Raw genomic sequence first — 25,012 nt, 5'->3', positions numbered from 1 at the left:
GTGTGGTGGAACTGTGCACGACTCAGTGGCCGTCCGGCCGGTCGCCGAGCAGTCCGGCGGAGCGTGCCCACCGGTATTTCGCGCCGAGCACGGCGACGGGCTTCTCCGTGGTGTACGGATAGGCGACGATGCCGTGCCGGTACAGGTGTTCGCTGGCCTCCTCGACCTCGACGTCGCCGGCGAGCGAGGCGACCACGGGCTTGTTGACGCCCTTCGCCCGGAACTCCTCGACCACGTCCACCACCAGCTCGGCGAAGACCATCGGCGGGGTGACGATGGTGTGCCAGTAGCCGAGGATCAGGGAGTGGATGCGCGGGTCGGAGAGGCCGAGCGCGATCGTGTTGCGGTAGGTCGACGGCGGTTCGCCGCCGGTGATGTCGATCGGGTTGCCGGCGGCCCCGAACGGCGGGATGAACTTGCGGAACGCTTCGTCGAGGTCGTCCGGGATCTCCATCAGCGTGAGCTGGTTGTCGACGCACGCATCCGACAGCAGCACCCCGGAGCCGCCGGCGCCGGTGATGATGACGACGTTCTCGCCCTGCGGGGTGGGCAGCAGCGGGATGCCGCGGGCGTACTCGAGCAGGTCGTTGAGGCCGGGAGCGCGGATCACGCCGCTCTGCCGCAGGATGTCGTCGTAGACCTTGTCGTTGCCGGCCAGCGCGCCGGTGTGCGAGCTGGCCGCCTTGGCGCCCTGGTCGGTGCGGCCGGCCTTGAGCACCAGCACCGGCTTTGTCGCCGAGACCCGCTTGGCGGCCCGGGCGAACGACCGGCCGTCCTTGAGGTCCTCGAGGTGCATGGCGATGAGCTGGGTGTTCGGGTCGCTCTCGAAGAACGTCAGCAGGTCGTCCTCGTCGATGTCGGCCTTGTTGCCCACCCCGACGATCGCCGACACGCCCATCTGGGCCGACCGGCTGAAACCGAGGATGGCCATCCCGATGCCGCCGCTCTGCGACGACAGCGCCACCCCGCCCTTGACGTCGTACGGGGTGCAGAACGTCGCGGACATGCTCTCCGGGGTGTAGTAGTAGCCGTAGATGTTCGGCCCGAGAATCCGTACGCCGTGCCGCCGCGCGATGCCGAGCACCTCGGCCTGCAGCTCGTGGTTGCCGATCTCGCCGAACCCGGACGGGATCATGATCGCCCCGGCCGCGCCCTTCGCGCCGACCTCCTCGAGCGCGGCCGGCACGAACTTGGCCGGGATCGCGAAGATCGCCACGTCGACCGGGCCGGGCACGTCGGAGATGCTCCGGTACGCCTTCCGGTCCTCGATCTCGGTGGCCTTGGGGTTGATCGGGTAGATCTCGCCCTGGTAGCCGCCGTTGACCAGGTTCTTCATCACCGAGTTCCCGATCTTGCCGGTCTCGGCCGACGCGCCGATGACGGCGATCGACGCGGGCCGCATGATCCGGTTCATGCTCGCGAGGATCTCCTCGTCGGTGAACTGCTCGGGGCGCTCGGCCGCCTTGGGGTCGACCAGGATGCGTACGTCGACCGCGGTCGCGCCGGTCGAGGTGGCCAGCACCGGGTTGAGGTCGACCTCGGCCAGCTGCGGGAAGTCGGTCACCAGGTCCGACAGCCGCACGATGAGGTCGGAGAGGATCTCGCGATTGGCCGGCTCGGCCCCGCGTACGCCCCTCAGGATCTCGGCCGAGGCGATGCCGTCGATCATCGAGAGCGCGGTGGCGTTGTCGGTCGGGGCGAGGCGGAAGGTGACGTCCTTGAGCACCTCGACCAGCACGCCGCCGAGCCCGAAAGCGATGACCTTGCCGAAGGTCTGGTCGGTGACCGTGCCGACGATGACCTCGTGCCCGGAGGTGAGCTGCTGCTGCACCTGCACGCCGACGATCTTCGCCCCGGCGTTGTAGGCCTTCGCGTTCGCGATGATCGTGTCGTAGCCGGCGGCGACGTCGGCGGCCGTGCCCAGCCCGACCAGCACGCCGCCGGCCTCGGTCTTGTGCAGGATGTCGGGCGAGACGATCTTCAGGACCACCGGCAGGCCGATCTTCTCGGCCAGCGCCACCGCCTCGTCGGCGTCGCCGGCCAGGCCCTCGCCCGGCGTGGCGATCCCGTACGCCTCGACCACCAGCCGCCCCTCCGGAGCGGTCAGCGAACTGCGTCCCTCGGCGCCGGCCTGCTCGAGCACCCGGCGTACGGTTTCGCGGTCGTAGCCGCGATCGTCGATCGGCATTTCGTCGTCTCCTTCGTCGTTGAAGATCGTCAGACGGCGCCGGCGGCGCGCAGCTCGCCGATGCCCTGCTCGCTGTAGCCGAGCTCGCCGAGCACCTGCTCGGTGTGCTCGCCCAGCAGCGGCGACCGCTCGATGTCGACCTGCGAGTCGGACAGCTTGATCGGGTTGCCGACCGTCTTGAACCGGCCCCGCTCGGGGTGGTCGACCTCGACCACCGAGCCCAGCGCGGCCAGGGTCTCGTCCTCGATCAGCTCCTTGGTCGACAGCACCGGCCCGCACGGGACGTTGCGCGCGTTGAGCTGTTCCATGACTTCCTGCTTGGTGTGGCGCTCGGTCCACTCCTCGATCAGCGCGAACGCCTTGTCGAGCTTGTCGAGGCGGGCCTGCGGCGTGCTCCAGGCGGGGTCCTCGACCAGCTCGGGCCGGCCGACCAGCTCGCAGATCGGCTTCCAGCCGACCGGCTGGATGATCACGTAGATGTAGTCGTTCGGCCCGCCCGGGGCGCAGCGCACGGCCCAGCCGGGCTGGCCGCCGCCGGACGCGTTGCCGGACCGGGGCACCTCGTCGCCGAAGGTCTCGTTGGGGTACTCCCCCAGCGGGCCGTGGGTCAGTCGCTGCTGGTCGCGCAGCTTGACCCGGCACAGGTTGAGCACCGCGTCCTGCATGGCGACCTGCACCCGCTGACCGCGCCCGGTGTTGGTCCGCTGGTACAGCGCGGCCAGGATGCCGGCGACCAGGTGGATGCCCGTGCCGGAGTCGCCGATCTGCGCGCCGGTCGCGGTCGGTGGCCCGCTCTCGAAACCGGTGGTGCTCATCGCGCCGCCCATCGCCTGCGCGATCACCTCGTACGCCTTGAAATCGGCGTACCGGCCGGGGCCGAAGCCCTTGATGGAGGCGTACACCAGGCCGGGGTTGATCTCCTGCAGTTTCTCCCAGGGGAAGCCGAAACGCTCGACCACGCCCGGGCCGAAGTTCTCGACCAGGATGTCCACTCCGGACACGAGCTTGGTGAAGACCTCTTTGCCCTGCGGGTGCTTCATGTTGAGGGTGATGCTGCGCTTGTTGGCGTTCAGCATCGTGAAGTAAAGGCTGTCCACGTCGGGGATGTCCCGCAGCTGGGAGCGGGTGATGTCACCCTGGCCCGGGGCCTCCAGCTTGATGACGTCCGCGCCCAGCCAGGCGAGGATCTGCGTGGACGAGGGGCCGGACTGAACATGCGTCATGTCGAGGACTCGTACGCCCTCCAGTGCCTTACCCATGAGCGAACCTCCTGTGTGCGCCGCGCCGTGCACGTCGGACCGTGAAGACGAACTTCCGCTGGTGCCGACGCCGCTGAGGGCCTGACCTCCGCCGGCTTCGGGGATTGCATACCGTATGGGGTAGGCAATATCGTGGCCCATGTAACAGCCAGGTGTCTAGGGGATCGCGGAACGTTTTCCGGCAAGTCCTCAGCGGATCGGCACCTTCCCCGAAACTCGGCGCGGACCAGCCGCCGGATTCCTCCGTGGACCGATCGGCACCGTCATCACGATCGATCCCGCCCGATGCGTCCGCGCCGGGAACAACCCACCGAAGGTCGAACAGAAGGGAGGCCCGGTGGATCTGTTGGAGCACCAGGCCCAGGAACTCTTCGCCAAACACGGCGTACCGGTCAGTCGCAGCCGCGTCGCCACCACCCCCGAGGAGGCGTACGCGGCCGCCGCCGAGATCGGCGGACGCGTAGTGGTCAAGGCTCAGGTGAAGACCGGCGGCCGGGGCAAGGCCGGCGGGGTCAGACTGGCCGACGGCCCGGACGCCGCCCGCGAGGTCGCGGACGCGATCCTGGGCATGGACATCAAGGGCCACACCGTGCACAAGGTGCTGATCACCGAGGCCGGCGACATCGACGAGGAATACTACGTGTCGCTGCTGCTCGACCGGTCCAACCGGTCGTTCCTCGCGCTCGCGTCGCGCGAGGGCGGCGTCGAGATCGAGCAGGTGGCCGCCGTGAACCCGGCCGCGCTGGCCCGGCTCCAGGTCGACCCGGACGCCGGGCTCGGCTGGGAGGAGGCGCTGCGGCTGGCCTACGACGCCGGGCTACCGGACGACGTACGGGATCAGGTCGCCAGTGTGCTGGTGCGGCTCTGGAACGTGTGCCGCGGCGAGGACGCCACTCTCGTCGAGATCAACCCGCTGGCCAAGCTCGCCGACGGCACCGTGCTCGCGCTGGACGGCAAGGTGACCCTGGACGACAACGCCCGCTTCCGCCAGCCGGGCCACCCGCAGTACGTCGACGTCACCGCCACCGACCCACTGGAGGTGCGGGCGGCCGCGAGGAACCTGAACTACGTCAAGCTCGACGGCTCGGTCGGTGTGATCGGCAACGGCGCCGGGCTGGTGATGAGCACCCTGGACGTGGTCGCGTACGCGGGCGAGCAGTTCGGCGGGGTGAAACCGGCGAACTTCCTCGACATCGGCGGTGGCGCCTCGGCCCAGGTCATGGCGGGCGGTCTCGAGATCATCCTGGGCGACCCCGACGTACGGAGTGTGCTCGTCAACGTCTTCGGCGGGATCACCGCGTGCGACGCGGTCGCCGACGGCATCGTCCAGGCGATCGGCATGCTCAACGAGCTGGGCGAGACGGTCAGCAAACCGATCGTCGTGCGGCTCGACGGCAACAACGCCCCGCAAGGGCGCAAGATTCTCGCCGAGGCGGCGCTGCCCGGCGTGATCAGCTCGGACACGATGGACGGCGCGGCGCGACTCGCCGCCGAGCTCGCCGGCAAGGGGGCGTAACCGCCATGTCAATCTTCCTCACCGACAAGAGCCGGGTGCTGGTGCAGGGCATCACCGGCAGCGAAGGCTCCAAGCACACGCGGCGGATGGTCGCCGCCGGCACGAACATCGTCGCCGGGGTCACCCCGGGCAAGGGCGGCCGCGAGGTCGACGGCATCCCGGTCTTCAACAGCGCGGCCGAGGCGGTCAAGGAGACCGGCGCCGACACGTCGGTGGTCTTCGTGCCGCCCCGCTTCGCCAAGGCCGCGGTGATCGAGGCGATCGACGCGGAGCTGGCCCTGGCCGTGGTGCTGACCGAGGGCATCCCGGTGCACGACACCGCGGCGTTCTGGGCGTACGCGCAGGCCGCCGGCAACGCCACCCGCATCATCGGACCGAACTGCCCCGGCCTGATCAGCCCCGGCCAGTCCAACGCGGGCATCATCCCGGCCGACATCACCACGCGCGGGCGCATCGGCCTGGTCAGCAAGAGCGGCACCCTCACCTACCAGATGATGTACGAGCTACGCGATCTCGGCTTCTCCACCTGCGTCGGCATCGGCGGCGACCCGATCGTCGGCACCACCCACATCGACTGCCTGCGGGCGTTCGAGGACGACCCCGAGACCGACGCGATCGTGATGATCGGCGAGATCGGCGGGGACGCCGAGGAACGCGCCGCCGACTACATCAGGGAACACGTCAGCAAGCCGGTGGTCGGATACGTGGCCGGCTTCACCGCGCCCGAGGGCAAGACGATGGGGCACGCCGGCGCGATCGTCTCCGGATCGTCCGGAACCGCGGCGGCCAAGCAGAAAGCCCTGGAGGCGGCCGGGGTGCGGGTCGGCCGGACGCCGTCCGAGGCGGCCGCACTGATGCGCGAGACGTTACCGGCACGCTGACCGACGACGATCGGCGCCGGGTCAGCCGCGCTTCCCTCGGCCGGCTGACCCGCGGCGCCGCGCCCGCGGCAGCGTCGGTCCGGGCGGAGTCAGCCCGCCTCCGCCCGGACCTCGCGCGATACTCGGTGGGCGCCGGCGTACACGTTCATCGACCGGCCCCGCAGGAAGCCGATCAGGGTGAGCCCGGAATCGGCGGCCAGGTCGGCGGCGAGCGAGGACGGGGCCGAGACCGCGGCCAGCGCCGGGATGCCGGCCATCACCGCCTTCTGCACCAGCTCGAACGACGCCCGGCCGCTGACCATCAGGACGGTGTCGCGCAACGGCAACCGTCCGTCGCGTAAAGCCCAGCCGACGACCTTGTCGACCGCGTTGTGCCGGCCGACGTCCTCGCGCAGGCAGTGCAGCCGCCCCTCGGACGAGAACAGCCCCGCGGCGTGCAGGCCGCCCGTGCGGTCGAAGACCCGCTGAGCCGTGCGCAACGTGTCGGGCAGGGAGCTGACCACGTCGGGTTCGAGCCGGAGGGGATCGTCGCGCACCGACCAGGCCGCGACCGTACGCACCGCGTCCAGGCTCGCCTTGCCGCAGAGGCCGCACGACGAGGTGGTGTAGAAGTTGCGCTCCAGCGACGGGTCGGGTGGCGCCACCCCGGCGGCCAGCACCACGTCGACCACGTTGTAGGTGTTGACCCCGTCGGCGGTGGCGCCCGCGCAGTACCGGATGCCGGCGATCTCGTCGGCCCGCCGCACCACCCCCTCGCTGACCAGGAACCCGGCCGCCAGGTCGAAGTCGTCGCCCGGGGTCCGCATCGTCACCACCAGGGAGCGGCCGTTCACCCGGATCTCCAGCGGCTCCTCGGCCGCCAGGGTGTCGACCGGCTCGCTGTCCACCCCGTCGACGATCCGCACCACTCTTCGCCTACTCGTCACCCGTCCCATTACGTCACCGTCCTTTCTCTTAGATCCGGTCGGCCGGGAGCAGGCGCAAGGTCAGGCCGGGCTGGCGCATCCAGCGGGTCAGCGCCGCGCCGAGCAGGCCGAGGCAGCCGGCCACCACGAACGGCACGACCGAGTCGGGGGTCGTCACCACCAGCCCCGCGAGCACGATGCCGGCCGACCCGCCCACGGCCTTGCCGCTGTAGACGATCCCGTAGTTCGGCACCGTCCCGTCGTCGCCGAACCAGTCGCGCACCAGGCTGACCAGCAGCGAGTAGCCCGCCCCGGTTCCGGCCCCGGCCAGCGCGGCGAAGCCCACCAGCGCGCCCGGATGGTTGTCGTTGGTCGCGGCGGCGAGCAGGCCGAACTGGGCCACCCCGCCGACCAGCAGGGACAGCCCCAGGGTTCCGCGCCGGCCGATGCGGTCGGCCAGCGAGCTGGTCACCGCCCGCCCGATGCCGTTCGAGGCGGCCAGCGCGGCCATCGCGGCGACCAGCGTCGAGGCCGACAGACCTCGGGTGTACGCGGTGCCGGCGAGGTAGGCGAGGTCGAACAGCGCCATCGCCGCGGTCAGCGCCACGACCACGAACATCATCGGCAGCATGCCGCTGCGCCAGGCCGCCCGCGGCGGATAGGGCCGGGTGGCGGGACGATTATTCGGCAGGCTGCGGTTGAGCCGCCGGTCGAGAGCCCAGCTCTTCGGGTCGATCCGCGCGGGCCACCAGTTCCGTGGCGGCTTGCGCATCAGCAGCCCGCAGGCCGCGACCACGCCGAAGACGACCACTGCGGTGCCGTCGAGCACGACCGTACGGTTGCCGGGGTCGAGGGTGTAGCCGGCGAGGACGACGAACGGGATCGCGCCGTAGCCGAACGCGGCGCCGACCATCGCCACCCGCGAGGCGAGCCGCTCGGGGAACCACTCGGCGACGGTGGCGATGCAGGTCATGTAGATGACGCCGGCGCCGAGACCACCCAGGACCGAATAACCCAGCAGTACGGTGACCAGCGCGTCGCCGTGCGCCAGGGTCACCAGCGCGATCAGGCAGCAGGTCGCTCCGGCGAGCATCGGCACGGCGAGCCGCGTCCGCATCCGCCGGTACAGCCACCCGCCGAGTGGCGAGCCGGCCGCCTGGAAGATCACCCAGAGCCCGAGTACGCCGAACGCCTGCCACACGCTCCACCCGTTCGCCTCGACCAGGGTGGGCAGGGCCGCGCCGAACCCGTACTGGAAGAGGCTGATCGCCAGCATCGCGGCCACGGGCAACACGAGCATCCAGCTTCGCGACCGTCCCAACAGGACGTGATCGCTCTCGCCGACCCGATAGCGACGACCGTAGAAGTCCCTTACCTCACGCACTGTCGTGTCGTCACGGGAATCCGTCATCTGGCACCTCCGACCGACCATCGTATACAGTATGTGGAATCCATATTCTCCACCCGGAGCGGGCTGACTGTCCAGGTCCGGGCGATGACGAGGAGGCTCAGCGATGAGCGTGCTGGACGACTGGACCCGTAAGGCGATCGACGAGCTCGGGCTCGATCCGGCGGTGCTCGACCAGCGGCTGATCCTGGACGTCGCCCGCGACGTCGCGCACGGGGTCACCCGGCCGGCGGCGCCGCTCGGCACCTTCCTGCTCGGCGTGGTCGTCGGCCAGGGCGCCACCCTCGCCGAGGCGGCCGAGCGGTTGACCAAGCTCGCCCAGGAATGGCCCGCACGATGAACTGGCACGAAGCGAGGCGCTTCGCCCGTGAGGCGGGCCGCCCGCTCCCCCCGATCGACGTGCCGCTCGGCGGAGCGGCCGGCGCCACCCTGGCGAAACCGCTGGTCGCGCTGTCTCCACTGCCGGCCTATGACTCCGCCGCCATGGATGGGTACGCCGTCGCGGGCACCGGCCCGTGGCGGATCGTCGGGCGGGTCCTGGCCGGCGACCCGGCTCCGGCCTCGCCGCTGCGGCCAGGGACCGCGATGGAGATCGGCACCGGCGCGCTCGTGCCGGTCGGCGCCGATGCCGTGCTGCCGTACGAGCGATGCACCCGCACAGACGGCATGGTGAACGGCAACCTCTCTCCCGGCCGGCACATCCGCCGGCGGGGTGAGGACTGCCCGGCCGGCCAGGAGGTGCTCGCCGCCGGCACCGTGGTCAACCCGGTCGTGCTCGGGCTGGCCGCCAGTCTGGGCCACGACACGCTGACCGTGCACCGCCGTCCCCGGGCCGCGGTCGTGGTCACCGGGGCCGAACTGCGCACCTCCGGAATCCCGGCCGCGGGTCAGGTGCGCGACGCCATCGGGCCGATGCTGCCCGGCCTGATCCGGGCCGCGGGCGCCGAGCCGGCGTGGGAAACCCGCGTCACCGACAGGCCGACCGCGCTGGTCGACGCCCTGCGGCGCTCGGACGCCGACGTCCTGGTCGTCTGCGGGGCCACGTCGGCCGGTGCCGCCGACCACCTGCGCGCCGCCCTCGACACCGTGGACGCGCGTGTCCCGATCCGGGGTGTCGCCTGCCGCCCCGGTCATCCGCAGCTGTTCGCGGTGCTGCCGGACGGCCGGTTCGTCGTCGGCCTGCCCGGCAACCCGTTCGCGGCGCTGGTCGCCGCCCTGACCCTGCTCTCCCCGCTGCTGGGCGCGCTGGCCGGGCGGACCGAACCGCCGCTGGCGACGGCCACCCTCGCGGGCCCGGTAACGCCGCACGCCCACGACACCCGCCTGGTGCCGGTGACCCGGCTCGGACCCCTGGCCGTAACCGTCGGGCACGACCGGCCGGGTTCGCTCTGGGGCGCCGCCGGGGCGGAAGCGCTCGCGGTCGTGCCGCCGCGCTGGCACGGCGGCGAGGTCGAACTGCTCCCGTTGCCCGCCGTCGAAGCGCCCGTGCAGGTTCCCGTCGCGCCGGCGGGCGCCCCGCCCCCGGTGATCGAGGCGGGCCGCCGGCCCGTGCGTGTTCCTACTTCATCGTGAGACGCGGCCCGAGAGCTGCTCGACCAGCTTCAGCAGGGCGCTGTGGTCGAGGCCGCCGTCGCCCTGCGCCTTCAGCGAGGCGATCAGCTGCGCGACCGCCGACCCCAGCGGGATGACGACCCCGGCTTCCCGGGCCGCCGAGGTGACGATGCCCATGTCCTTGTGGTGCAGGTCGATCCGGAAGCCGGGCTCGAAGCGGCGGGCCAGCATCCCGGCCGCCTTGCGGTCCAGGATCCGGTTGCCGGCCAGACCACCGGCCAGCACCCGGATCGCCGCCTCGGTGTCCACCCCGTACGCCTCGAGGAAGACGATCGCCTCGGCGACGAGCTCGATGGTGCCGGCCACGATCAGTTGGTTGGCCGCCTTCACCGTCTGCCCGGCGCCGTGCGGGCCGACGTGCACCACGGTCGCGCCGACCACCTCGAGAACCGGCCGCGCCGCCTCGAAGTCGTCCGCTTCGCCACCTACCATGATGGACAGATTGCCCTCGATCGCGCCGGGTTCGCCGCCGCTGACCGGCGCGTCGAGGACCCGTACGCCCAAGGGCTTTGCCGCCTCGGCGACGTCGCGGGAGGTCGTGGGCGAGATGCTGCTGGTGTCGATGTAGAGCTGGCCGGGCCGGGAGTTGGCCAGGATGCCGTGATCGCCGAGGGCGACCGCCTCGACGTCGGCCGAATCGCGGACCATCGTGACGACGACGTCGGCCTTCTGCACCGCCTCGGCGATGCCGACGGCGGCCCGGCCACCGGCCTCGACCAGCAGCTCGGTGCGGGCCGGGGTGACGTCGTAACCGAGGACGTCGTAGCCGGCCTTGACCAGGTTGACGGCCATCGGACCGCCCATGATGCCGAGACCGATGAACCCCACGGTTGTCATGTCAGCTTCCCTTTCGCCACTCGCGGGGCAACCAATCGAAACTGAGCGCGCTCGCCCCGCTCGGGATGTACTCGAGGCCGACCCAGCCGTCGTACCCGGCCTGGTCGAGCTGGTTCAGGAGAGCGTCGAGATCGATGTCGCCGCTGCCCGGCTCGTGCCGCCCCGGGGCGTCGGCGATCTGCACGTGCCCGATCAGGTCGGCGTGCTCCTTCAGCACCTTGGACACGTCGTCGCCGTTCACGGTCAGGTGGTAGAGGTCGGCGAGGAACGCCAGGTTGTCGACGCCGCGTTCGGTCCGCACCCGGTCGAGCACCGAGACGACGTCGGCGGCGGTGCGCAACTGGTAGGGGTGCGGCCCGCTCACCGGCTCGACCAGCACGGTGCCGCCGATCCGGGACACCGCGGCCGCCGCGAAGGCCAGGTTCGCCACGGCCGTCTCGGCCTGCACCTCCCGGTCGAGGTAGGCGATCCGGTTGCCGTACAGGGCGTTGAACGACCGGCATCCGGTGGCGTAACCGATCTCGGCGGCCAGCTCGACGCTGTCACGGAACTCGGCCGAGCGGGCCGGCCACGACACCACGCCCCGGTCGCCGCCGGCCATGTCCCCGGCGAAGAAGTTGAGGCCGACCAGTTGAACGCCGGCGTCGCGGATGGCCTTGATGAACGCCGCCATCTCGGAGACCGGCGGCACGGCCGAGGCGAACGGCCACCAGAACTCGACCGCGTCGAAGCCGGCCGCTTTCGCCGCGGCGGGCCGTTCCAGCAGGGGTAGCTCGGTGAAGAGGATCGAGCAGTTGACGTCGAAACGGGGCACGGGCGCTCCTATCCTGTCGTCAGCAGCCGGGCGGCGGCCAGGGCGATCGGGTCGAGCATCTCGGGTTCGGAATCGACCCGCCGCATCAGCTCGGCGCGCATCCGTGGATCCCAGAACGCCCGGATGTGCTCGGCGATGGCGGCCGCCGCGGCGTCCGGCGCCTGGTGCTGGAACTGGACGGCGATGTCGTTGATCATGCGGATCTGCGGGGACATCACTCGGCCGCCATCGCCGTCTGCAACTCCTCGACCGGTTTCGGCGCGGTCCGCAGGCCCACCTGGACGGCGGTGACCTTGTACTCCGGGCAGTTGGTCGCCCAGTCGGAGTTCTCCGTGGTGACGACGTTCGCGCCGGTCACCGGGTGGTGGAAGGTGGTGTAGACGACGCCCACCGGCATGCGGTCGGCCAGCACCGCGCGCAGCGAGGTCTCGCCGACGCGGCTGGTCAGCACGACCTCGTCCCCGTCGTTGATGCCCCGCACCTCCGCGTCGTGCGGGTGGATCTCGAGCACGTCCTCCGGGTGCCAGGCCACATTCGCCGTACGCCTGGTCTGGGCGCCGACGTTGTACTGGCTGAGGATGCGCCCGGTGGTCAGGATCAGCGGATACTTACGGGTGCTGCGCTCGCGGGTCGGCACGAACGGGGTCTGCACGAACCGGCCCCGGCCGCGCACGAAGCCGTCCATGTGCATGATCGGCGTGCCCTCGGGGGCGTTCTCGTTGCACGGCCACTGCACGCTGCCCAGCTTGTCGAGCGTGGCGAACGAGACCCCGGCGAACGTCGGGGTGAGGGCGGCGATCTCGTCCATGATCTCGCTCGGGTGGCCGTACTGCATGGGGTAGCCCATGGCCTGCGCGATCTCGGCGACGATCTGCCACTCGTGCTTGCCGGTCCTGGGCGCCATCACGGGGCGTACGCGGTTGATGCGGCGCTCGGCGTTGGTGAACGTGCCGTCCTTCTCGAGGAACGACGTGCCGGGCAGGAACACGTGCGCGAACTTGGCCGTCTCGTTCAGGAACAGATCCTGTACGACGACCAGCTCGAGCGCCTTGAGGGCGGCGTGCACGTGTTTGATGTTCGGGTCGGACTGCGCGATGTCCTCGCCCTGAACGTAGAGCGCGCGGAAACTGCCCTCGATCGCGGCGTCGAACATGTTCGGGATGCGCAGACCGGGTTCGGCCTGCAGGGTGCTGCCCCACATGTTCTCGAACACTCCGCGTACGACGTCGTCGGAGACGTGCCGGTAGCCGGGCAGCTCGTGCGGGAACGAACCCATGTCGCAGGAGCCCTGCACGTTGTTCTGCCCACGCAGCGGGTTGACCCCGACACCCTCGCGGCCGATGTTGCCGGTCGCCATGGCCAGGTTCGCCATGCCCATGACCATGGTCGAGCCCTGACTGTGCTCGGTGACGCCGAGACCGTAGTAGATCGCGCCGTTGCCACCCGTGGCGAACAGCCGCGCCGCCTGCCGCACCTCCTCGGCCGGCACGCCGGTGAGCTCCTCGACCGCCTCCGGGCTGTTCTCGGGCCGGGCGATGAACGCGGCCCAGTCGTCGAAGTCCTCGCAGCGTTCGTCGACGAACGACCGGTCGACCAGCCCCTCGGTCAGCACGACGTGGGCCATCGCGTTCACGATGGCCACGTTGGTGCCCGGGGCGAGCTGCAGGTGGTGCTGCGCCTCGATGTGCGGCGAACGGACCAGGTCGATGCGGCGCGGGTCGATCACGATCAGCTTGGCGCCCTCGCGAAGACGTCGCTTCATGCGGGACGCGAACACCGGGTGCCCGTCGGTCGGGTTCGCGCCGATCACCATGATCACGTCAGACTTGGCAACCGAACGGAAGTCCTGCGTGCCGGCCGAGGTGCCGAAGGTCTGCTTCAGGCCGTATCCGGTCGGCGAGTGGCAGACCCGCGCGCACGTGTCGACGTTGTTGTTGCCGAACGCCGCTCGAATCATCTTCTGTACGACGTACACCTCTTCGTTGGTGGTGCGGGAAGAGGTGATGCCACCGATCGCGCCGACGCCGTGCCGGGACTGGATGTCGCGCAGTTTCGCCGCCGTGAACAGGATGGCGGTGTCCCAGTCGACCGGCTGCCACTCGTCGGTGATGCTCTCGCGAACCATCGGCGTGAGGACCCGGTCGGGATGGGAGGCGTACCCGAAAGCGAAGCGGCCCTTCACGCAGGAGTGGCCCTCGTTGGCGCCGCCGTCCTTGTAGGGCACCATGCGGACCAGTTCGTTCCCGCGCAGCTCGGCCTTGAACGAGCAGCCGACCCCGCAGTACGCGCAGGTCGTGATCACGCTGCGGCTCGGCATCCCGAGCTGGATCACCGACTTCTCCTGCAACGTCGCCGTCGGGCAGGCCTGCACGCAGGCGCCGCACGAGACGCACTCCGAGCTCATGAAGTCCGTACCGCCGGCCGAGACCTTCGACTCGAAGCCGCGGCCCTCGATGGTCAGCGCGAACGTCCCCTGCACCTCGCCGCAAGCCCGCACACAGCGGGAGCACGAGATGCACTTGGACGCGTCGAAGTCGAAGTACGGGTTGCTGGTGTCGGTCTTCTCGTCGAGGTGGTTGGCGCCGTCGTAGCCGTAGCGGACCTGCCGCAGGCCGACCGCGCCGGACATGTCCTGCAGCTCGCAGTCGCCGTTCGCCGAACAGGTCAGGCAGTCCAGCGGGTGGTCGCTGATGTACAACTCCATGACGCCCTGCCGCAGCTTCTCGAGCTTCGGCGTCTGGGTGCTCACGCGCATGCCCTCGGCGACGGGGGTCGTACAGGAGGCCGGGGTTCCTCGGCGGCCGTCGATCTCGACGAGGCAGAGCCGGCACGAGCCGAACGCCTCGAGGCTGTCGGTGGCGCAGAGTTTCGGGACATCGATGCCGCTCAACGCCGCGGCCCGCATGACCGAGGTGCCTTCGGGCACGGTCACCGGCAGGCCGTCCACCTCGAGCGACACTGTTGCCGGGCCGGGCTTGGCGGGGGTTCCGAGGTCGGGTTCCTTCAGCAGGCTCATCGGTGGCCTCCTCCATTCGGGCTTCCGGGGCCGAAGTCGTCGGCGAAGTGCAACAGGGCGCTTCGTACGGGCATCGGCGTCAAGCCGCCCATCGCGCACAGCGACCCTTCGGTCATCAGTTCGCACAGATCGCCCAGCAGGGCGAGGTTGTCGTCCGGGTCCTGGCCCGCGCGGATCTTGTCGATCACCTCGACGCCGCGCACGGCGCCGACCCGGCAGGGTGTGCACTTGCCGCACGACTCCTCGGCGCAGAACTCCATCGCGAACCGGGCCATCGCGCCCATGTCGACGGTGTCGTCGAAGACCACGACGCCGCCGTGCCCGAGCATCGCCCCGGCGGCGGCGAACGCCTCGTACTCCATCGGCAGGTCGAGGCCGTCGGCCGGCAGATAGGCGCCGAGCGGGCCGCCGACCTGCACCGCGCGCACCGGGCGACCGGTGCGCGTTCCCCCACCGTACGTGTGAATGAGCTTTTCAAGGGTCATGCCGAAGGCCGTCTCGAAGATGCCGCCGCGCGCGACGTTGCCGGCCAACTGGAACACCTGGGTGCCGCGCGACCGCTCGACGCCCAGTTCCTGATAGGCCGCCGCGCCGCCGGCCAGGATCGCGGGCACCGAGGCCAGCGTCAGCACGTTGTTCACCACGGTCGGCTTGCCGAACAGGCCGGTGATCGCCGGGATGGGCGGCTTCGCGCGCACCATGCCCCGCTTGCCTTCGAGGCTTTCCAGCATCGCGGTTTCCTCACCGCAGATGTACGCCCCCGCGCCGACCCGCACGTGCAGGTCGAACCGGTGCCCGGCCTTCTCGCCGATCCAACCCTGGTCACGGGCCACGGCAATGGCCTCGCGCATCGTACGGACGGCGTCGGGATATTCCGAGCGGATGTAGATGTAGCCCTCGGACGCTCCGACGGCGTAGGCGGCGATCGCCATGCCCTCGATGAGGGTGAACGGGTCGCCCTCCATCAGCATGCGGTCGGCGAACGTGCCGCTGTCGCCCTCGTCGGCGTTGCAGCAGATGAACTTGAGGGGGCCGGGTGTGCCGGCCACGGTCTTCCACTTGATGCCGGCCGGGAAACCGGCGCCGCCGCGGCCCCGCAGGCCCGAATCGGTGACCTCGGCGACGACCTCTTCCGGGGTTTTCTCGAGCGCTTTCCGCAGGCCGGCCAGGCCGCCGTGGGCCACGTAGTCGTCGGGGTCGAGCGGGTCGGTGACGCCCACGCGGGCGAAACAGAGCCTGGTCTGGTCTTTCAGCCACGGCAGGTCGGCCACCACGCCCTGGCACAGCTCGTGGTCGGCGCCGTCGAACAGGCCGGCTGCGACCAGGTCGTCGACCGCCTCCGGCTCGACCGGGCCGTAGCCGATCCGTCCGCGCTCGGTGACCACCTCGACCAGTGGTTCCAGCCAGAGCATGCCGTGCGAGCCGTTGCGGATGATCTGGATCGGGCGGTCCCCCGCTGCCTGTCGCAGCTTGGCGGCGACCTCGTCGGCGCCGAGGGACAGTGCGGCCGAATCCCGGGGTACGTAGATCGTCGTCACCGGTTCACCGTTTCTGTCAGCAGGGCGTCGAGCCGGGCCGGGCTGAGCCGTCCCCGCACCCTGTCGTTGACCTGACCGGCTGGGCCGAGCGCGCAGTTACCCAGGCAGAACACCTGCTCCAGCGTCACCGAACCGTCCGGGGTGGTCTGGCCGCACTTGATGCCGAGAACCTGTTCGGCGTGCGCGACCAGTTGTTCCGCGCCGACCGACTGGCAGGCCTCGGCCCGGCAGAGCTTCAGCACGGTCCGGCCGGCGGGTTCGGAGCGGAAATCGGTGTAGAAGGTGATCACGCCGTGCACGTCGGCGCGGGAGATGTTGAGCTCGGCCGCGAGCACCGGCACGACGTCGGAGTCGACGTAGCCGAACTCGGCCTGAATGCGATGCAGGATCGGGAGCAGTGCCCCTCGATCCCCACGATGCGCCGCGACCAGCGCACGCACCCGATCCGTCACCGAACTGCCAGGACTGACCACGACGTCCCCGCCTCCAATCGACACCGATCGACCGCGGATCCACCATACTGCGATCTGGATACCGTATGCAATCGCTGTGCCCTATTCGGACCGGCCGCGCTTCCTGCCGTCCGGCTGGGCGTACTCACCCGGACCGCGCTGACATGCCTAACCCCGCCAGGGGGTAACGGTGGCTGGGTGACGAGTCGACGATTTCTGCGAGGTCTCCCCGTGACCTGGCGGCGGCTGCGTCGCCGGGTCGGCTGGCTCGATCACCTGACCCGAGCCGGACTGCGGTACGACGAGGCCGACGGTGGCCGGCTCGCCGCGGCGGTGACCTACTACGCGTTCTTCGCCATCTTCGCCCTGGGGCTGATGGGTTTCGCGGCCTTCGGGTTCCTCCTGGACGACCCGGCGGTGATGCGTGCGGTCGAGCGTTACTTCGCGGAGTACCTGCCCCACGTCAATGTGCGGACGTTGCGCGACGCCCGGAACACCGCCGGCGTCATCGCGTTCATCGGTCTGCCGATCACCGGCTGGTTCTGGGCCGACGTGTTGCGCTCGTCGATCCGCAAGATGTGGCACCTGCCGGAATACCCGGGCCGGCTCGTCACTCGCGTGCTGATCGACCTGCTCGTGCTGGCCGGGCTGGGAGTCCTGCTGGCCGTCTCGCTCTCGGTGGCCTACCTGACCACGTCGGTCGCGAACCGGCTGGTCGACGCGGCCGACACCGGCGCGACCCCTTCGCGGTGGCTGCTCGCCGCGGTCGGGCTCGTGCTGGGCCTGGGAGTCAACATGGCGCTGGCCGCCGGCATGCTCACCGGGCTCCCCCGGGTGCGGATGCCGTTGCGCCGGGTCCTGGGGCCCGCGCTGCTCGTGGCCGTCGTCCTGGAGTTGCTCAAGACCCTCGGCCGGGTCTACGTGCGGGCCACCGAGGCCAACCCCACGTACCACCTGGTCGCGGGCTCGGTCGGACTGCTGGTCTTCCTGAATGCGGTCAACCAGACCGTCCTTTTCGCCGCCGCTCTGACGGCGACGAGCGAGGCGGGCCGGCCCGCCGACCTCACGGCGGACGATGCCGGCGAGGCGGCCGTCACCAGCGGAACCGACGGATGACGCGGCCCGGCGCTCCCACCTCAGTGGGCGATCAGGCCGACGCGGCGTTTCGCATCGCTGGTTCAGGGCACCCACCTGATGCACCGTCGCTTCAGCGAGACGTCGTCAGCCGACGACGTCCGTGCGGGAGCACGGGAGAGGAACGTCATGGGTTTCGACGACAAGATCGAGAACAAGGCGCAAGAAGCCGAGGGCAAGGCCAAGCAGGGTGTCGGCGAAGCCACCGACGACCGGGAACTGAAGGCCGAGGGCAAGGCGGACGAGAGGTCGTCGAAGATCAAGCAGGCCGGCGAGAAGATCAAGGACGCCTTCAAGAAGGACTGATGACGGCGCACGCGTCGGCGAGCCGGCATCCGTTCCCGGATGCCGGCTCGTCGGTACAGGTGGCTCGCCGGTACAGGTGGCCCCCGCGGGCCGACCGGCATCCCCCTCGGACAGGCGGCCCGCAGGAACCAACCCAGTGCGAGAAAAGCTCTGGTGGCCGGACTGAGGTCAGCGGGACGTCGGCGTGAACTCGTCGGCGGCGAATCGCCGGTCGCGCCGCGCCGTCCGCAGCGGAGCGCCGACGGCATGCAGATGATTGAGCGCCTGGCGGTACGAGGTCAGCAAGCTTGTCTCCACATAGGAGACCCCGACTTCCGCGCAGTAGGCCCGCACGATGGGCTGCGCCTTCGGCAGGTTCGGGGTGGGCATCGCCGGGAACAGGTGATGCTCGATCTGATAGTTCAGCCCGCCCAGGGCCACGTCGGTCAGCCGGCCGCCGGTGACATTGCGTGAGGTCAGCACCTGCTTGCGCAGGTAGTCCTCGTCACCGGTCGGATGCGGCATGCCCTTGTGGTTGGGAGCGAACGTCATGCCGAGATATACCCCGAACACCGCGTGGTGCACGACGAAGAACACCAGCGCCTGCAGCGGGGACAGGACCAGCAGCAGCACCGTCGCGTAGGCGACCAGGTGAAGCCCCATCAGGCTCGCTTCCAGGCCGCGGCGTTTCATGCCCGGGCGTCGCAGGGCCTTGATGCTGGAGATGCGCAGGTCGATGCTGAGCAGCGTGAGCAAGGGGAAGAAGAGCCCGGCCTGGTGCCGGCTGACGAAGCCCTTGATCCCCCGACGGCCCCAGGCCGACTCGGTGGCCCAGATCAGCAGCTCGGGCTGCACGTCCGGGTCGAGGTCATCGTGGTTGGGGTTGTTGTGGTGGCGGGTGTGCTTGTCCATCCACCAGCCGTAACTCATCCCGACGCCGAGGTTGGCGATGATCCGGCCCGCGAGCTCGCTGGGTTTCTTCGTGCGGAAGACCTGCCGGTGAGCCACGTCGTGGGCCAGCAGTGCGGCCTGCGAGAAGACCACGCCGAGCAGACCGGCCACCGCGACGGTCCACCAGGACGAGCCGATCAGGAAGAAGGCCGCCCATCCACCGACGAACATCGCGGTCACGACGATCATGCGTACGGCGTAGTAGGCGGGCCGGCGCTCGAGCAGCCCGGCTTCGACGATCTGCCGGTTCAAGGCGGCGAAATCACTGCCGGTGGTCTTCGGGCGCGGTATTACCGATGCGCTCATGGCGCGACTCCAACCTGCTTGCCACGCTCGACGACGTCGAGGGGGCCGGCAAACGAGAACTGACGTTGGGGCCGCGGAGTCTGGACGGCCGACGCGTCACCGCCCGGGGCGGCGACTGCGGTGCTACGAAAATACCCGCTCGGCAGGGCCGTAAACAGGGGGTTTAGTCACCCCTGGTCCGGCGCCGGGCCGGACGGCGCGACCCGCATGAAGAAGGTGCCGCCGTCGACGCAGCGGACCGTCATCATCGACGGCGGCTGATCGGCCAGGTAGCCGAGGCTGACTGTACGGTCGTCGAGCACCACCTGATGCGGCCGGGTGGCCCAGCCCGCCGCACTGAGCAGCAGGCGCCCCACCGGACCGCGCACCTGATCTAGGACCGGCACCAGGGCGCGCAACTGTGCGCCGAGGTCGTCCGAGCTGGGCCACCAGCAGCCGTCCAGCAGCAGGTGATGTTCGGCGACTTTCTCGAGCCCCACGCGGGGCGGATCGAGCGCGGTCGGCGGATCGGTTCGATATTCCAGGGAGGTCACTGTCTTTCCCGTCGTCGAGGACCAACGCAGGCGCGGGGCCCGGCCCGGCGAGAACGGGCGAGGACGAGGACTACCGAGGCCGTGAGGTGCACGGCCACCGGCCGTGCACACCGGCTGAGCCGGTTCGACTTCCACGGTACGCGCTGTCGAGCGGGGGACGTGCGAACGGACCTGGGACGCGGCCGAGCGGCCGGGACGGGTCTACACTGATGCACGCGAGCCGATAGCTCGCTGCCCCAGACCTAGGCATCGGCGACCTTCTGATCGAGGGAATTCATGCCTGGTGCCCCTGGCGGCTTTCCTGTCCGCTCGACTCCACGCCGTCCGATCTCCTGACGACGATGTGCTCCCTTCCCGCGGGGCACCACTCACGGCCGGCGCTTCGTGCCCGGGCGATCGAGGCCTGGCTGCCCCTGGGCGGCGACGATCACGAGCTCGAACTGGTCGAGGCCCGAGCCGCCCTCGATCGAGCGATGTCCACCCTGGACCGGCGTGATCAGACCATTCTGATCCTGCGCTCCTACGGCAACCACAGCCAGACCGAGATCGCCCAGCAGGTCGGGATCTCCCAGATGCACGTCTCCCGTCTGATCGCTCGATCGCTGCGACAGCTTCGCGACGCGCTGGACCAGAACAACGACTGAGCCGACATCAACCGAGGACATATGCCCATGTATGCAGCGAATTCGCCGCGACCCGGCGGCCTGCGGTCCGCCGTGATCATCAACCCGACCAAGGTGCCCGATCCCGCCGAGCTGCGCCGCACCATCACCGCTGCGCTGGCCGCGGCCGGATGGCCCGAGCCGATCTGGCTGGAGACCACGGCCGACGACCCGGGCGCCGGCCAGTCCGCGCAGGCGATGCGCGACGGGGCCGAGATCGTCTTCGCCTGTGGCGGTGACGGCACGGTGATGGCCTGCGTGACCGCCCTCGCCGGGACCGATGTCGCCCTGGCCGTCCTGCCCGCCGGCACCGGCAACCTGCTGGCCACCAACCTCGGGCTTACCGGCGACCTCGCCACCGCAGTCGAGGTCGTCCTCGCGGGCGGCCGCCGCCGCATCGACGTCGGCGCCGTCGGCGAGCAGCGCTTCGCCGTGATGGCCGGCATGGGATTCGACGCCCACATGCTCGACGCGACCAACGACACCGCCAAGAAGCACATCGGCTGGCTCGCCTATGCGGCCGGAGCAGCCCGGCATCTGCGCGACCGTCCTATGCGGGTCCAGATCACCCTCGACGACCGGCCGTCCTTCGCCCGGCGCCCCCGCACCGTCATCGTCGGCAACGTCGGGCGTCTGCAGGGGGACCTGCGATTGCTCAACGATGCCCAGCCGGACGACGGACTGCTCGACGTCGCCGTCCTGAGCCCCAGAACTTTGCGGCACTGGGTGGCGCTCGGCTGGGGCGTCCTGCGCCGTAAGAACACGATCGCCCGCATGGAGACCTTCACGGCCGCCCGGATCGAGGTTCGCAGCACCCGGCCCCAGCCCCGCCAGCTCGACGGTGACCTCATCGACCCGGGGCGACAATTGCTGGTCACCGTGGAGCCGAAGGCGCTGCTGCTCTGTGTGCCGCAGCCGGCGACCGACCCCGACCTCGCGCACGACGCCGCGGCGGTCCACCGCGAAGCGGACGAGATCCGCGAGGCCGCGGCCCGAGGCGTCTGAGGCGTCACGCCGACGGGCGGTTGCCGCCCTCGGTCAGCGCTATGACCGCGACGTCGTCGTCGACCTCGGCGAAGGTGGTGAGCAGGCCGGCGAGCGCGCCGACGACCGCCGTGGCGCCGGCCGGGCCCAGCTTCCGGGCGAAGTCGAGCAGCGCCCGGTCGCCGTAACGACCGCCCCCACGGGTGCGAGCCTCGGTCAGCCCGTCGCTGTAGAGGATCAGCGTGTCGCCCGCGCGTAGGGAGATCGTCCGGGCGACCAGGCGCGGGTCGGCCAGGATGCCGATCAGCGTGCCGCCCGTCGTGGTGTGGTAGTCGGCCGAGCCGTCGGCGCGGATCACCAGGGGCGGGGGGTGACCGCCCGAGGCGACCGTGGCGGTGACGCCACCGGCGCCACGCTCGAGGACACCGAAGATGACGGTGCAGTGCCGGTGACTGCGGGCGGCGTACTCCTGGTAGAGGACGGTGTTGAGGTTGCGCAGGACGGCGATCGGTTCGGGATCGTAGACGGCCGCCGCGCGCAGCGTGTACCGGGCGGCGGCGGTGACCGCGGCGGCGGCCACCCCCTTTCCGCGCACGTCACCGAGGAAGAATCCCCACCGGTCGCCGGACAGGGGGAAAAGGTCGTAGAAGTCTCCGCCGACCTCGTCGGCCGAGGCCATGTGGTAATGCGACGCGGTCGTCATGCCGGGCGGGGCGGCCAGGGTCTCGGGCAGCAGGCTGCGCTGGAGGCCGCCGACGAGCAGACGCAGCCGATCCCTTTCCCGATCGGCGTCCCGCCGCGCCCGCAACAGTTCGTCCTCGTACGCCCGTCGCTCCCGGGCGTCGAAGACGGTGGTACGGATGAACAGCGGAGCGCCGCTCCGGCCGGTCTTGGCGATCGAGGTGATCAACACCGGCAGCAGCGTGCCATCAGCGGCGCGCATCTCGAGCGCGATGCCCTTGGCCTCGCTGTACAGCCGCAGGTGCGGCACATAGCGGGTCTCGTGGAACAGGCGGCTGCCCGGCGAGAGCAGGTCGACGAAGCGCCGGCGGCCGACCAGGTCCGAGCCCGCGTAGCCCAGCCAGGACAGGAGGGTGGCGTTGACCTTGGCGATCGTGCCGTCCGGCAGGGTGGAGATGAAGCCGCACGGCGCGTTGTCGTAGAGATCGTCGAGGTCGTCCTCCACCAGCGCCGGGAACGCGGCGGGCGCCCCCGGCGGCCGGCGCTCGCGACGCGACAGGCGCCCCCGAGGCCACACTAGGCGGCGGCACAATCGCCGGGGCGGCGCACTTTTTGCTTCACCGGCCGAGTCTCCCACCTGGGGAGCAGCACGTCATCTGCACCATCGGTGGCGGGCGTGAGCCGATCGAGCGGCGTCCAGCGGTTTCGCGTCGCCGGCCCTGGGCATCCGGCGATGAGACTTCGCCGCTCCGGCGAGAGGTCGTCAGCCGACGACCTCAGCGGGTGAGGGCGGGTGAGGATCCCCATGACCCAGCTTCATCACGGTGCGGCGACGCTGCCCCGGCAGGTGCCCGCGCCGATCGCGGAGACCGTCGGCTGGAACGCTCTCGACGTCCGGGCCGTGGACACCGCCCGGCTGCTGGCCGCCGACGCCGTGCAGCGCACCGGCAACGGCCATCCGGGCACCGCGATGAGCCTGGCCCCGCTGGCCCACCTGCTCTTCCACGACGTTCTGCGGCACGACCCGAACGACGACCAGTGGCTCGGCCGGGACCGCTTCGTACTGTCCGCCGGGCACACCAGCCTCACCCTCTACACCCAGCTCTACCTCAGCGGGTACGGCCTAGAGCTAGACGACCTGCGCGCCCTGCGCACCTGGGGTTCCGCGACCCCGGGACATCCCGAGTTCCGCCACACCCGCGGCGTCGAGATCACGACCGGACCGCTCGGTCAGGGCCTGGCCAGCGCCGTCGGCATGGCCATGGCCGCCCGCCGCGAACGCGGCCTGCTCGACCCGGACGCCGCACCCGGCATGAGCCCCTTCGACCATCACGTGTACGTGATCGCCTCCGACGGCGACCTCATGGAGGGCCTCACCGCGGAGGCGAGCTCCCTGGCCGGGCACCAGCAGCTCGGCAACCTCGTCGTGTTCTACGACGCCAACCACATCTCCATCGAGGACGACACCGGCATCTCCTTCAGCGAGGACGTGGCCGCCCGATACGCCGCGTACGGCTGGCACGTGCAGACCGTCGACTGGACCCGTACCGGTAAATACGTCGAGGACATCGACGCGGTGAAGGCGGCGATCGAGGCGGCGAAGGCCGACACCGGACGCCCGTCACTGATCCAGCTGCGTACGATCATCGGCTGGCCCGCCCCGACCAAGCGGAACACCGGCAAGGCCCACGGCGCCGCCCTCGGTGCCGGCGAGGTTGCCGCGACCAAACGGGTGCTCGGTTTCGACCCGGAGGTCATGTTCGCCGTCGACGACGAGGTGCTGGCCCACACCCGTGAAGCCGTCGCGCGGGGCGCCCACGTTCATCAGGAATGGCTGCCGGGTTTCGAGGCCTGGCGCGAGGCGAACCCGGGCCGGGCGGCGCTGCTCGACCGGCTGTTGGATCAGCGGTTGCCCGGTGGCTGGACCGCGGCGCTGCCTTCGTTCGCGCCCGACGCCAAGGGGATGTCGACCCGCAAGGCGTCCGGTGAGGTGCTGTCCGCGCTGGCGCCGGTCCTGCCGGAGCTCTGGGGCGGGTCGGCCGACCTGGCCGAGAGCAACAACACCACCATGTCCGGCGCGGCCTCCTTCATCCCGACCGACCGCCAGACCCGGGAGTGGACGGGCGGACCGTACGGCCGGACGTTGCACTTCGGGATCCGCGAGCACGCCATGGGCGCGATCCTCAACGGCATCGCCCTGCAGAGCCTGACCCGCCCGTACGGGGGCACCTTCCTGGTCTTCAGCGACTACATGCGGCCCGCCGTGCGCCTGGCCGCGCTCATGCAGCTGCCGGCCACCTTCGTGTGGACGCACGACTCGATCGGCCTCGGCGAGGACGGGCCGACCCACCAGCCCGTCGAGCACCTGGCCGCGTTGCGCGCCATCCCCGGCCTCGACGTGGTGCGGCCGGCCGACGCGAACGAGACCTCGGTCTGCTGGCGTACAGTGCTCGAGCACAACGACCGGCCCGCGGGCCTGGTCCTGTCCCGGCAGAACCTGCCCGTGCTGGAGCGAGGCCCGCACGCGTACGCCCCGGTTGCCGGCGCCGCCCGCGGCGGTTACGTCCTGGCCGGCGCGGACACCGAGGCGGACGTCCTTCTGGTGGGCACCGGCTCGGAGGTGCAGATCGCGCTCGATGCCCGCGACCTGCTCGCCGCCGAGGGTGTCACCGCCCGGGTGATCTCGATGCCCTGCCGGGAGTGGTTCGCCCAGCAGCCGGCCGCCTACCGTGACGAGGTCCTGCCGCCCCCGCTGCGCGCGCGGGTCAGCGTGGAGGCCGGGGTGGGTCAGGGCTGGCGCGAGATCGTCGGGGACGCCGGACGCATCGTCAGCCTCGAGCGCTTCGGCGCCTCCGCCGACCACGAGCGGCTCTTCCGGGAGTTCGGCATCACCGCGCAGGCCGTCGCCGCGGCCGCCCTCGACAGCATCCGGGACACCACCGGCCCCGTACGCCCCGGTGGCTCCCAGCAGACCGCCAGCCCCACGGCCGGCGGCGCGGGCGACCGGCCCGCCTGACCGGCCGGACCCGGTCGGCGACGGCCGGGACACGG

Annotated in this window: 22 protein-coding genes; 9 read left to right on the top strand and 13 right to left on the bottom strand. The window is 70.7% G+C overall.

The window, feature by feature from the left end; all coding sequences use genetic code 11:
• Nucleotides 1–22: 22 nt before the first annotated feature.
• Both EER30_RS11790 and frc read right to left on the bottom strand, forming a co-directional pair.
• Entirely contained in the window at nt 23–2,188 is a 2,166-nt protein-coding gene (locus EER30_RS11790; RefSeq protein ID WP_127500431.1) for an acetate--CoA ligase family protein, read from the bottom strand.
• Nucleotides 2,189–2,217: 29 nt separating this feature from the next.
• Nucleotides 2,218–3,447, bottom strand: a complete 1,230-nt coding sequence (gene frc / locus EER30_RS11785) for a formyl-CoA transferase (protein ID WP_127500430.1) — start codon at nt 3,445–3,447, stop codon at nt 2,218–2,220.
• Nucleotides 3,448–3,784: 337 nt separating this feature from the next.
• Here frc and sucC point away from each other — a divergent pair, with 337 nt between their 5' ends.
• Together sucC and sucD are read left to right on the top strand one after the other, a co-directional pair.
• Nucleotides 3,785–4,963: an ADP-forming succinate--CoA ligase subunit beta gene (gene sucC / locus EER30_RS11780; protein ID WP_127500429.1), complete on the top strand. Its 1,179-nt coding sequence runs from the start codon at nt 3,785–3,787 to the stop codon at nt 4,961–4,963.
• Between the two features lie 5 nt (nt 4,964–4,968).
• Nucleotides 4,969–5,844 (top strand): succinate--CoA ligase subunit alpha, encoded by an 876-nt coding sequence (sucD, locus tag EER30_RS11775; protein WP_127500428.1) that lies wholly within the window; start codon nt 4,969–4,971, stop codon nt 5,842–5,844.
• A gap of 89 nt (nt 5,845–5,933) precedes the next feature.
• Here the strand turns inward: sucD and fdhD are convergent, their stop codons facing one another.
• A complete protein-coding gene (gene fdhD, locus EER30_RS11770) occupies nt 5,934–6,779 on the bottom strand; it encodes a formate dehydrogenase accessory sulfurtransferase FdhD (RefSeq protein WP_127500427.1) in 846 nt (281 codons plus the stop codon).
• 19 nt (nt 6,780–6,798) lie between these two features.
• The gene (locus EER30_RS11765) at nt 6,799–8,160 is read right to left on the bottom strand and encodes an MFS transporter (RefSeq protein WP_127500426.1); all 1,362 of its coding nucleotides are present in this window, start codon (nt 8,158–8,160) and stop codon (nt 6,799–6,801) included.
• A 103-nt stretch (nt 8,161–8,263) separates the two neighbouring features.
• On the opposite strand from EER30_RS11765, the gene EER30_RS11760 reads away from it, so the two are divergent.
• Together EER30_RS11760 and EER30_RS11755 are read left to right on the top strand one after the other, a co-directional pair.
• On the top strand, nt 8,264–8,497 hold the full coding sequence (locus EER30_RS11760) for a DUF6457 domain-containing protein (protein WP_127500425.1): 234 nt from the start codon (nt 8,264–8,266) through the stop codon (nt 8,495–8,497).
• Nucleotides 8,494–9,729, top strand: a complete 1,236-nt coding sequence (locus EER30_RS11755; protein ID WP_205650197.1) for a molybdopterin molybdotransferase MoeA — start codon at nt 8,494–8,496, stop codon at nt 9,727–9,729. Before EER30_RS11760 ends, EER30_RS11755 begins: the two co-directional genes overlap by 4 nt.
• Here the strand turns inward: EER30_RS11755 and EER30_RS11750 are convergent.
• Genes EER30_RS11750 through EER30_RS11725 form a run of 6 tightly spaced genes read right to left on the bottom strand, consistent with a single transcriptional unit; the run spans nt 9,721 to nt 16,413 of the window.
• Nucleotides 9,721–10,605, bottom strand: coding sequence for a 2-hydroxy-3-oxopropionate reductase (locus EER30_RS11750; protein WP_127500423.1), 885 nt, complete (start codon nt 10,603–10,605; stop codon nt 9,721–9,723). The two genes, EER30_RS11755 and EER30_RS11750, sit on opposite strands and share 9 nt — an antisense overlap.
• Before the next feature lies 1 nt (nt 10,606).
• Entirely contained in the window at nt 10,607–11,419 is an 813-nt protein-coding gene (locus EER30_RS11745; protein WP_205650196.1) for a hydroxypyruvate isomerase family protein, read from the bottom strand.
• 8 nt (nt 11,420–11,427) lie between these two features.
• Entirely contained in the window at nt 11,428–11,634 is a 207-nt protein-coding gene (locus tag EER30_RS11740) for a formate dehydrogenase subunit delta (protein ID WP_127500421.1), read from the bottom strand.
• A complete protein-coding gene (fdhF, locus tag EER30_RS11735; RefSeq protein ID WP_127500420.1) occupies nt 11,634–14,435 on the bottom strand; it encodes a formate dehydrogenase subunit alpha in 2,802 nt (933 codons plus the stop codon). The genes EER30_RS11740 and fdhF overlap by 1 nt, the downstream gene beginning before the upstream one ends.
• Nucleotides 14,432–15,973: a formate dehydrogenase beta subunit gene (locus EER30_RS11730; RefSeq protein ID WP_164842291.1), complete on the bottom strand. Its 1,542-nt coding sequence runs from the start codon at nt 15,971–15,973 to the stop codon at nt 14,432–14,434. Before EER30_RS11730 ends, fdhF begins: the two co-directional genes overlap by 4 nt.
• A complete protein-coding gene (locus tag EER30_RS11725; RefSeq protein WP_205650195.1) occupies nt 15,970–16,413 on the bottom strand; it encodes a formate dehydrogenase subunit gamma in 444 nt (147 codons plus the stop codon). Before EER30_RS11725 ends, EER30_RS11730 begins: the two co-directional genes overlap by 4 nt.
• A gap of 243 nt (nt 16,414–16,656) precedes the next feature.
• Here EER30_RS11725 and EER30_RS11720 point away from each other — a divergent pair, with 243 nt between their 5' ends.
• Together EER30_RS11720 and EER30_RS11715 are read left to right on the top strand one after the other, a co-directional pair.
• A complete protein-coding gene (locus EER30_RS11720) occupies nt 16,657–17,541 on the top strand; it encodes a YihY/virulence factor BrkB family protein (protein WP_240669964.1) in 885 nt (294 codons plus the stop codon).
• A 147-nt stretch (nt 17,542–17,688) separates the two neighbouring features.
• Entirely contained in the window at nt 17,689–17,865 is a 177-nt protein-coding gene (locus EER30_RS11715; RefSeq protein ID WP_127500416.1) for a CsbD family protein, read from the top strand.
• Nucleotides 17,866–18,033: 168 nt separating this feature from the next.
• Here the strand turns inward: EER30_RS11715 and EER30_RS11710 are convergent, their stop codons facing one another.
• A complete protein-coding gene (locus tag EER30_RS11710) occupies nt 18,034–19,101 on the bottom strand; it encodes a fatty acid desaturase family protein (RefSeq protein WP_127500415.1) in 1,068 nt (355 codons plus the stop codon).
• Nucleotides 19,102–19,268: 167 nt separating this feature from the next.
• Nucleotides 19,269–19,634, bottom strand: a complete 366-nt coding sequence (locus tag EER30_RS11705) for a DUF5994 family protein (RefSeq protein WP_127500414.1) — start codon at nt 19,632–19,634, stop codon at nt 19,269–19,271.
• 341 nt (nt 19,635–19,975) lie between these two features.
• Here EER30_RS11705 and EER30_RS11700 point away from each other — a divergent pair, with 341 nt between their 5' ends.
• Complete coding sequence (locus tag EER30_RS11700; protein WP_127500413.1) at nt 19,976–20,278, top strand: sigma-70 family RNA polymerase sigma factor; 303 nt, start codon at nt 19,976–19,978, stop codon at nt 20,276–20,278.
• Nucleotides 20,279–20,305: 27 nt separating this feature from the next.
• Complete coding sequence (locus tag EER30_RS11695; protein ID WP_205650194.1) at nt 20,306–21,301, top strand: diacylglycerol/lipid kinase family protein; 996 nt, start codon at nt 20,306–20,308, stop codon at nt 21,299–21,301.
• Between the two features lie 4 nt (nt 21,302–21,305).
• On the opposite strand, the gene EER30_RS11690 is transcribed toward EER30_RS11695, so the two are convergent.
• A complete protein-coding gene (locus EER30_RS11690; protein ID WP_240669963.1) occupies nt 21,306–22,466 on the bottom strand; it encodes a PP2C family protein-serine/threonine phosphatase in 1,161 nt (386 codons plus the stop codon).
• Between the two features lie 300 nt (nt 22,467–22,766).
• Between EER30_RS11690 and tkt the strand changes: the two genes are divergently transcribed.
• On the top strand, nt 22,767–24,977 hold the full coding sequence (gene tkt / locus EER30_RS11685) for a transketolase (protein WP_127500410.1): 2,211 nt from the start codon (nt 22,767–22,769) through the stop codon (nt 24,975–24,977).
• Nucleotides 24,978–25,012 lie beyond the last annotated feature (35 nt).

The sequence above is a fragment of the Actinoplanes solisilvae genome (genome assembly GCF_003999975.1).
GTDB lineage: Bacteria > Actinomycetota > Actinomycetes > Mycobacteriales > Micromonosporaceae > Actinoplanes > Actinoplanes solisilvae.
Note: the sequence above shows the minus strand (reverse complement) of the source record. Positions and strands in the feature narration are given on the sequence as shown.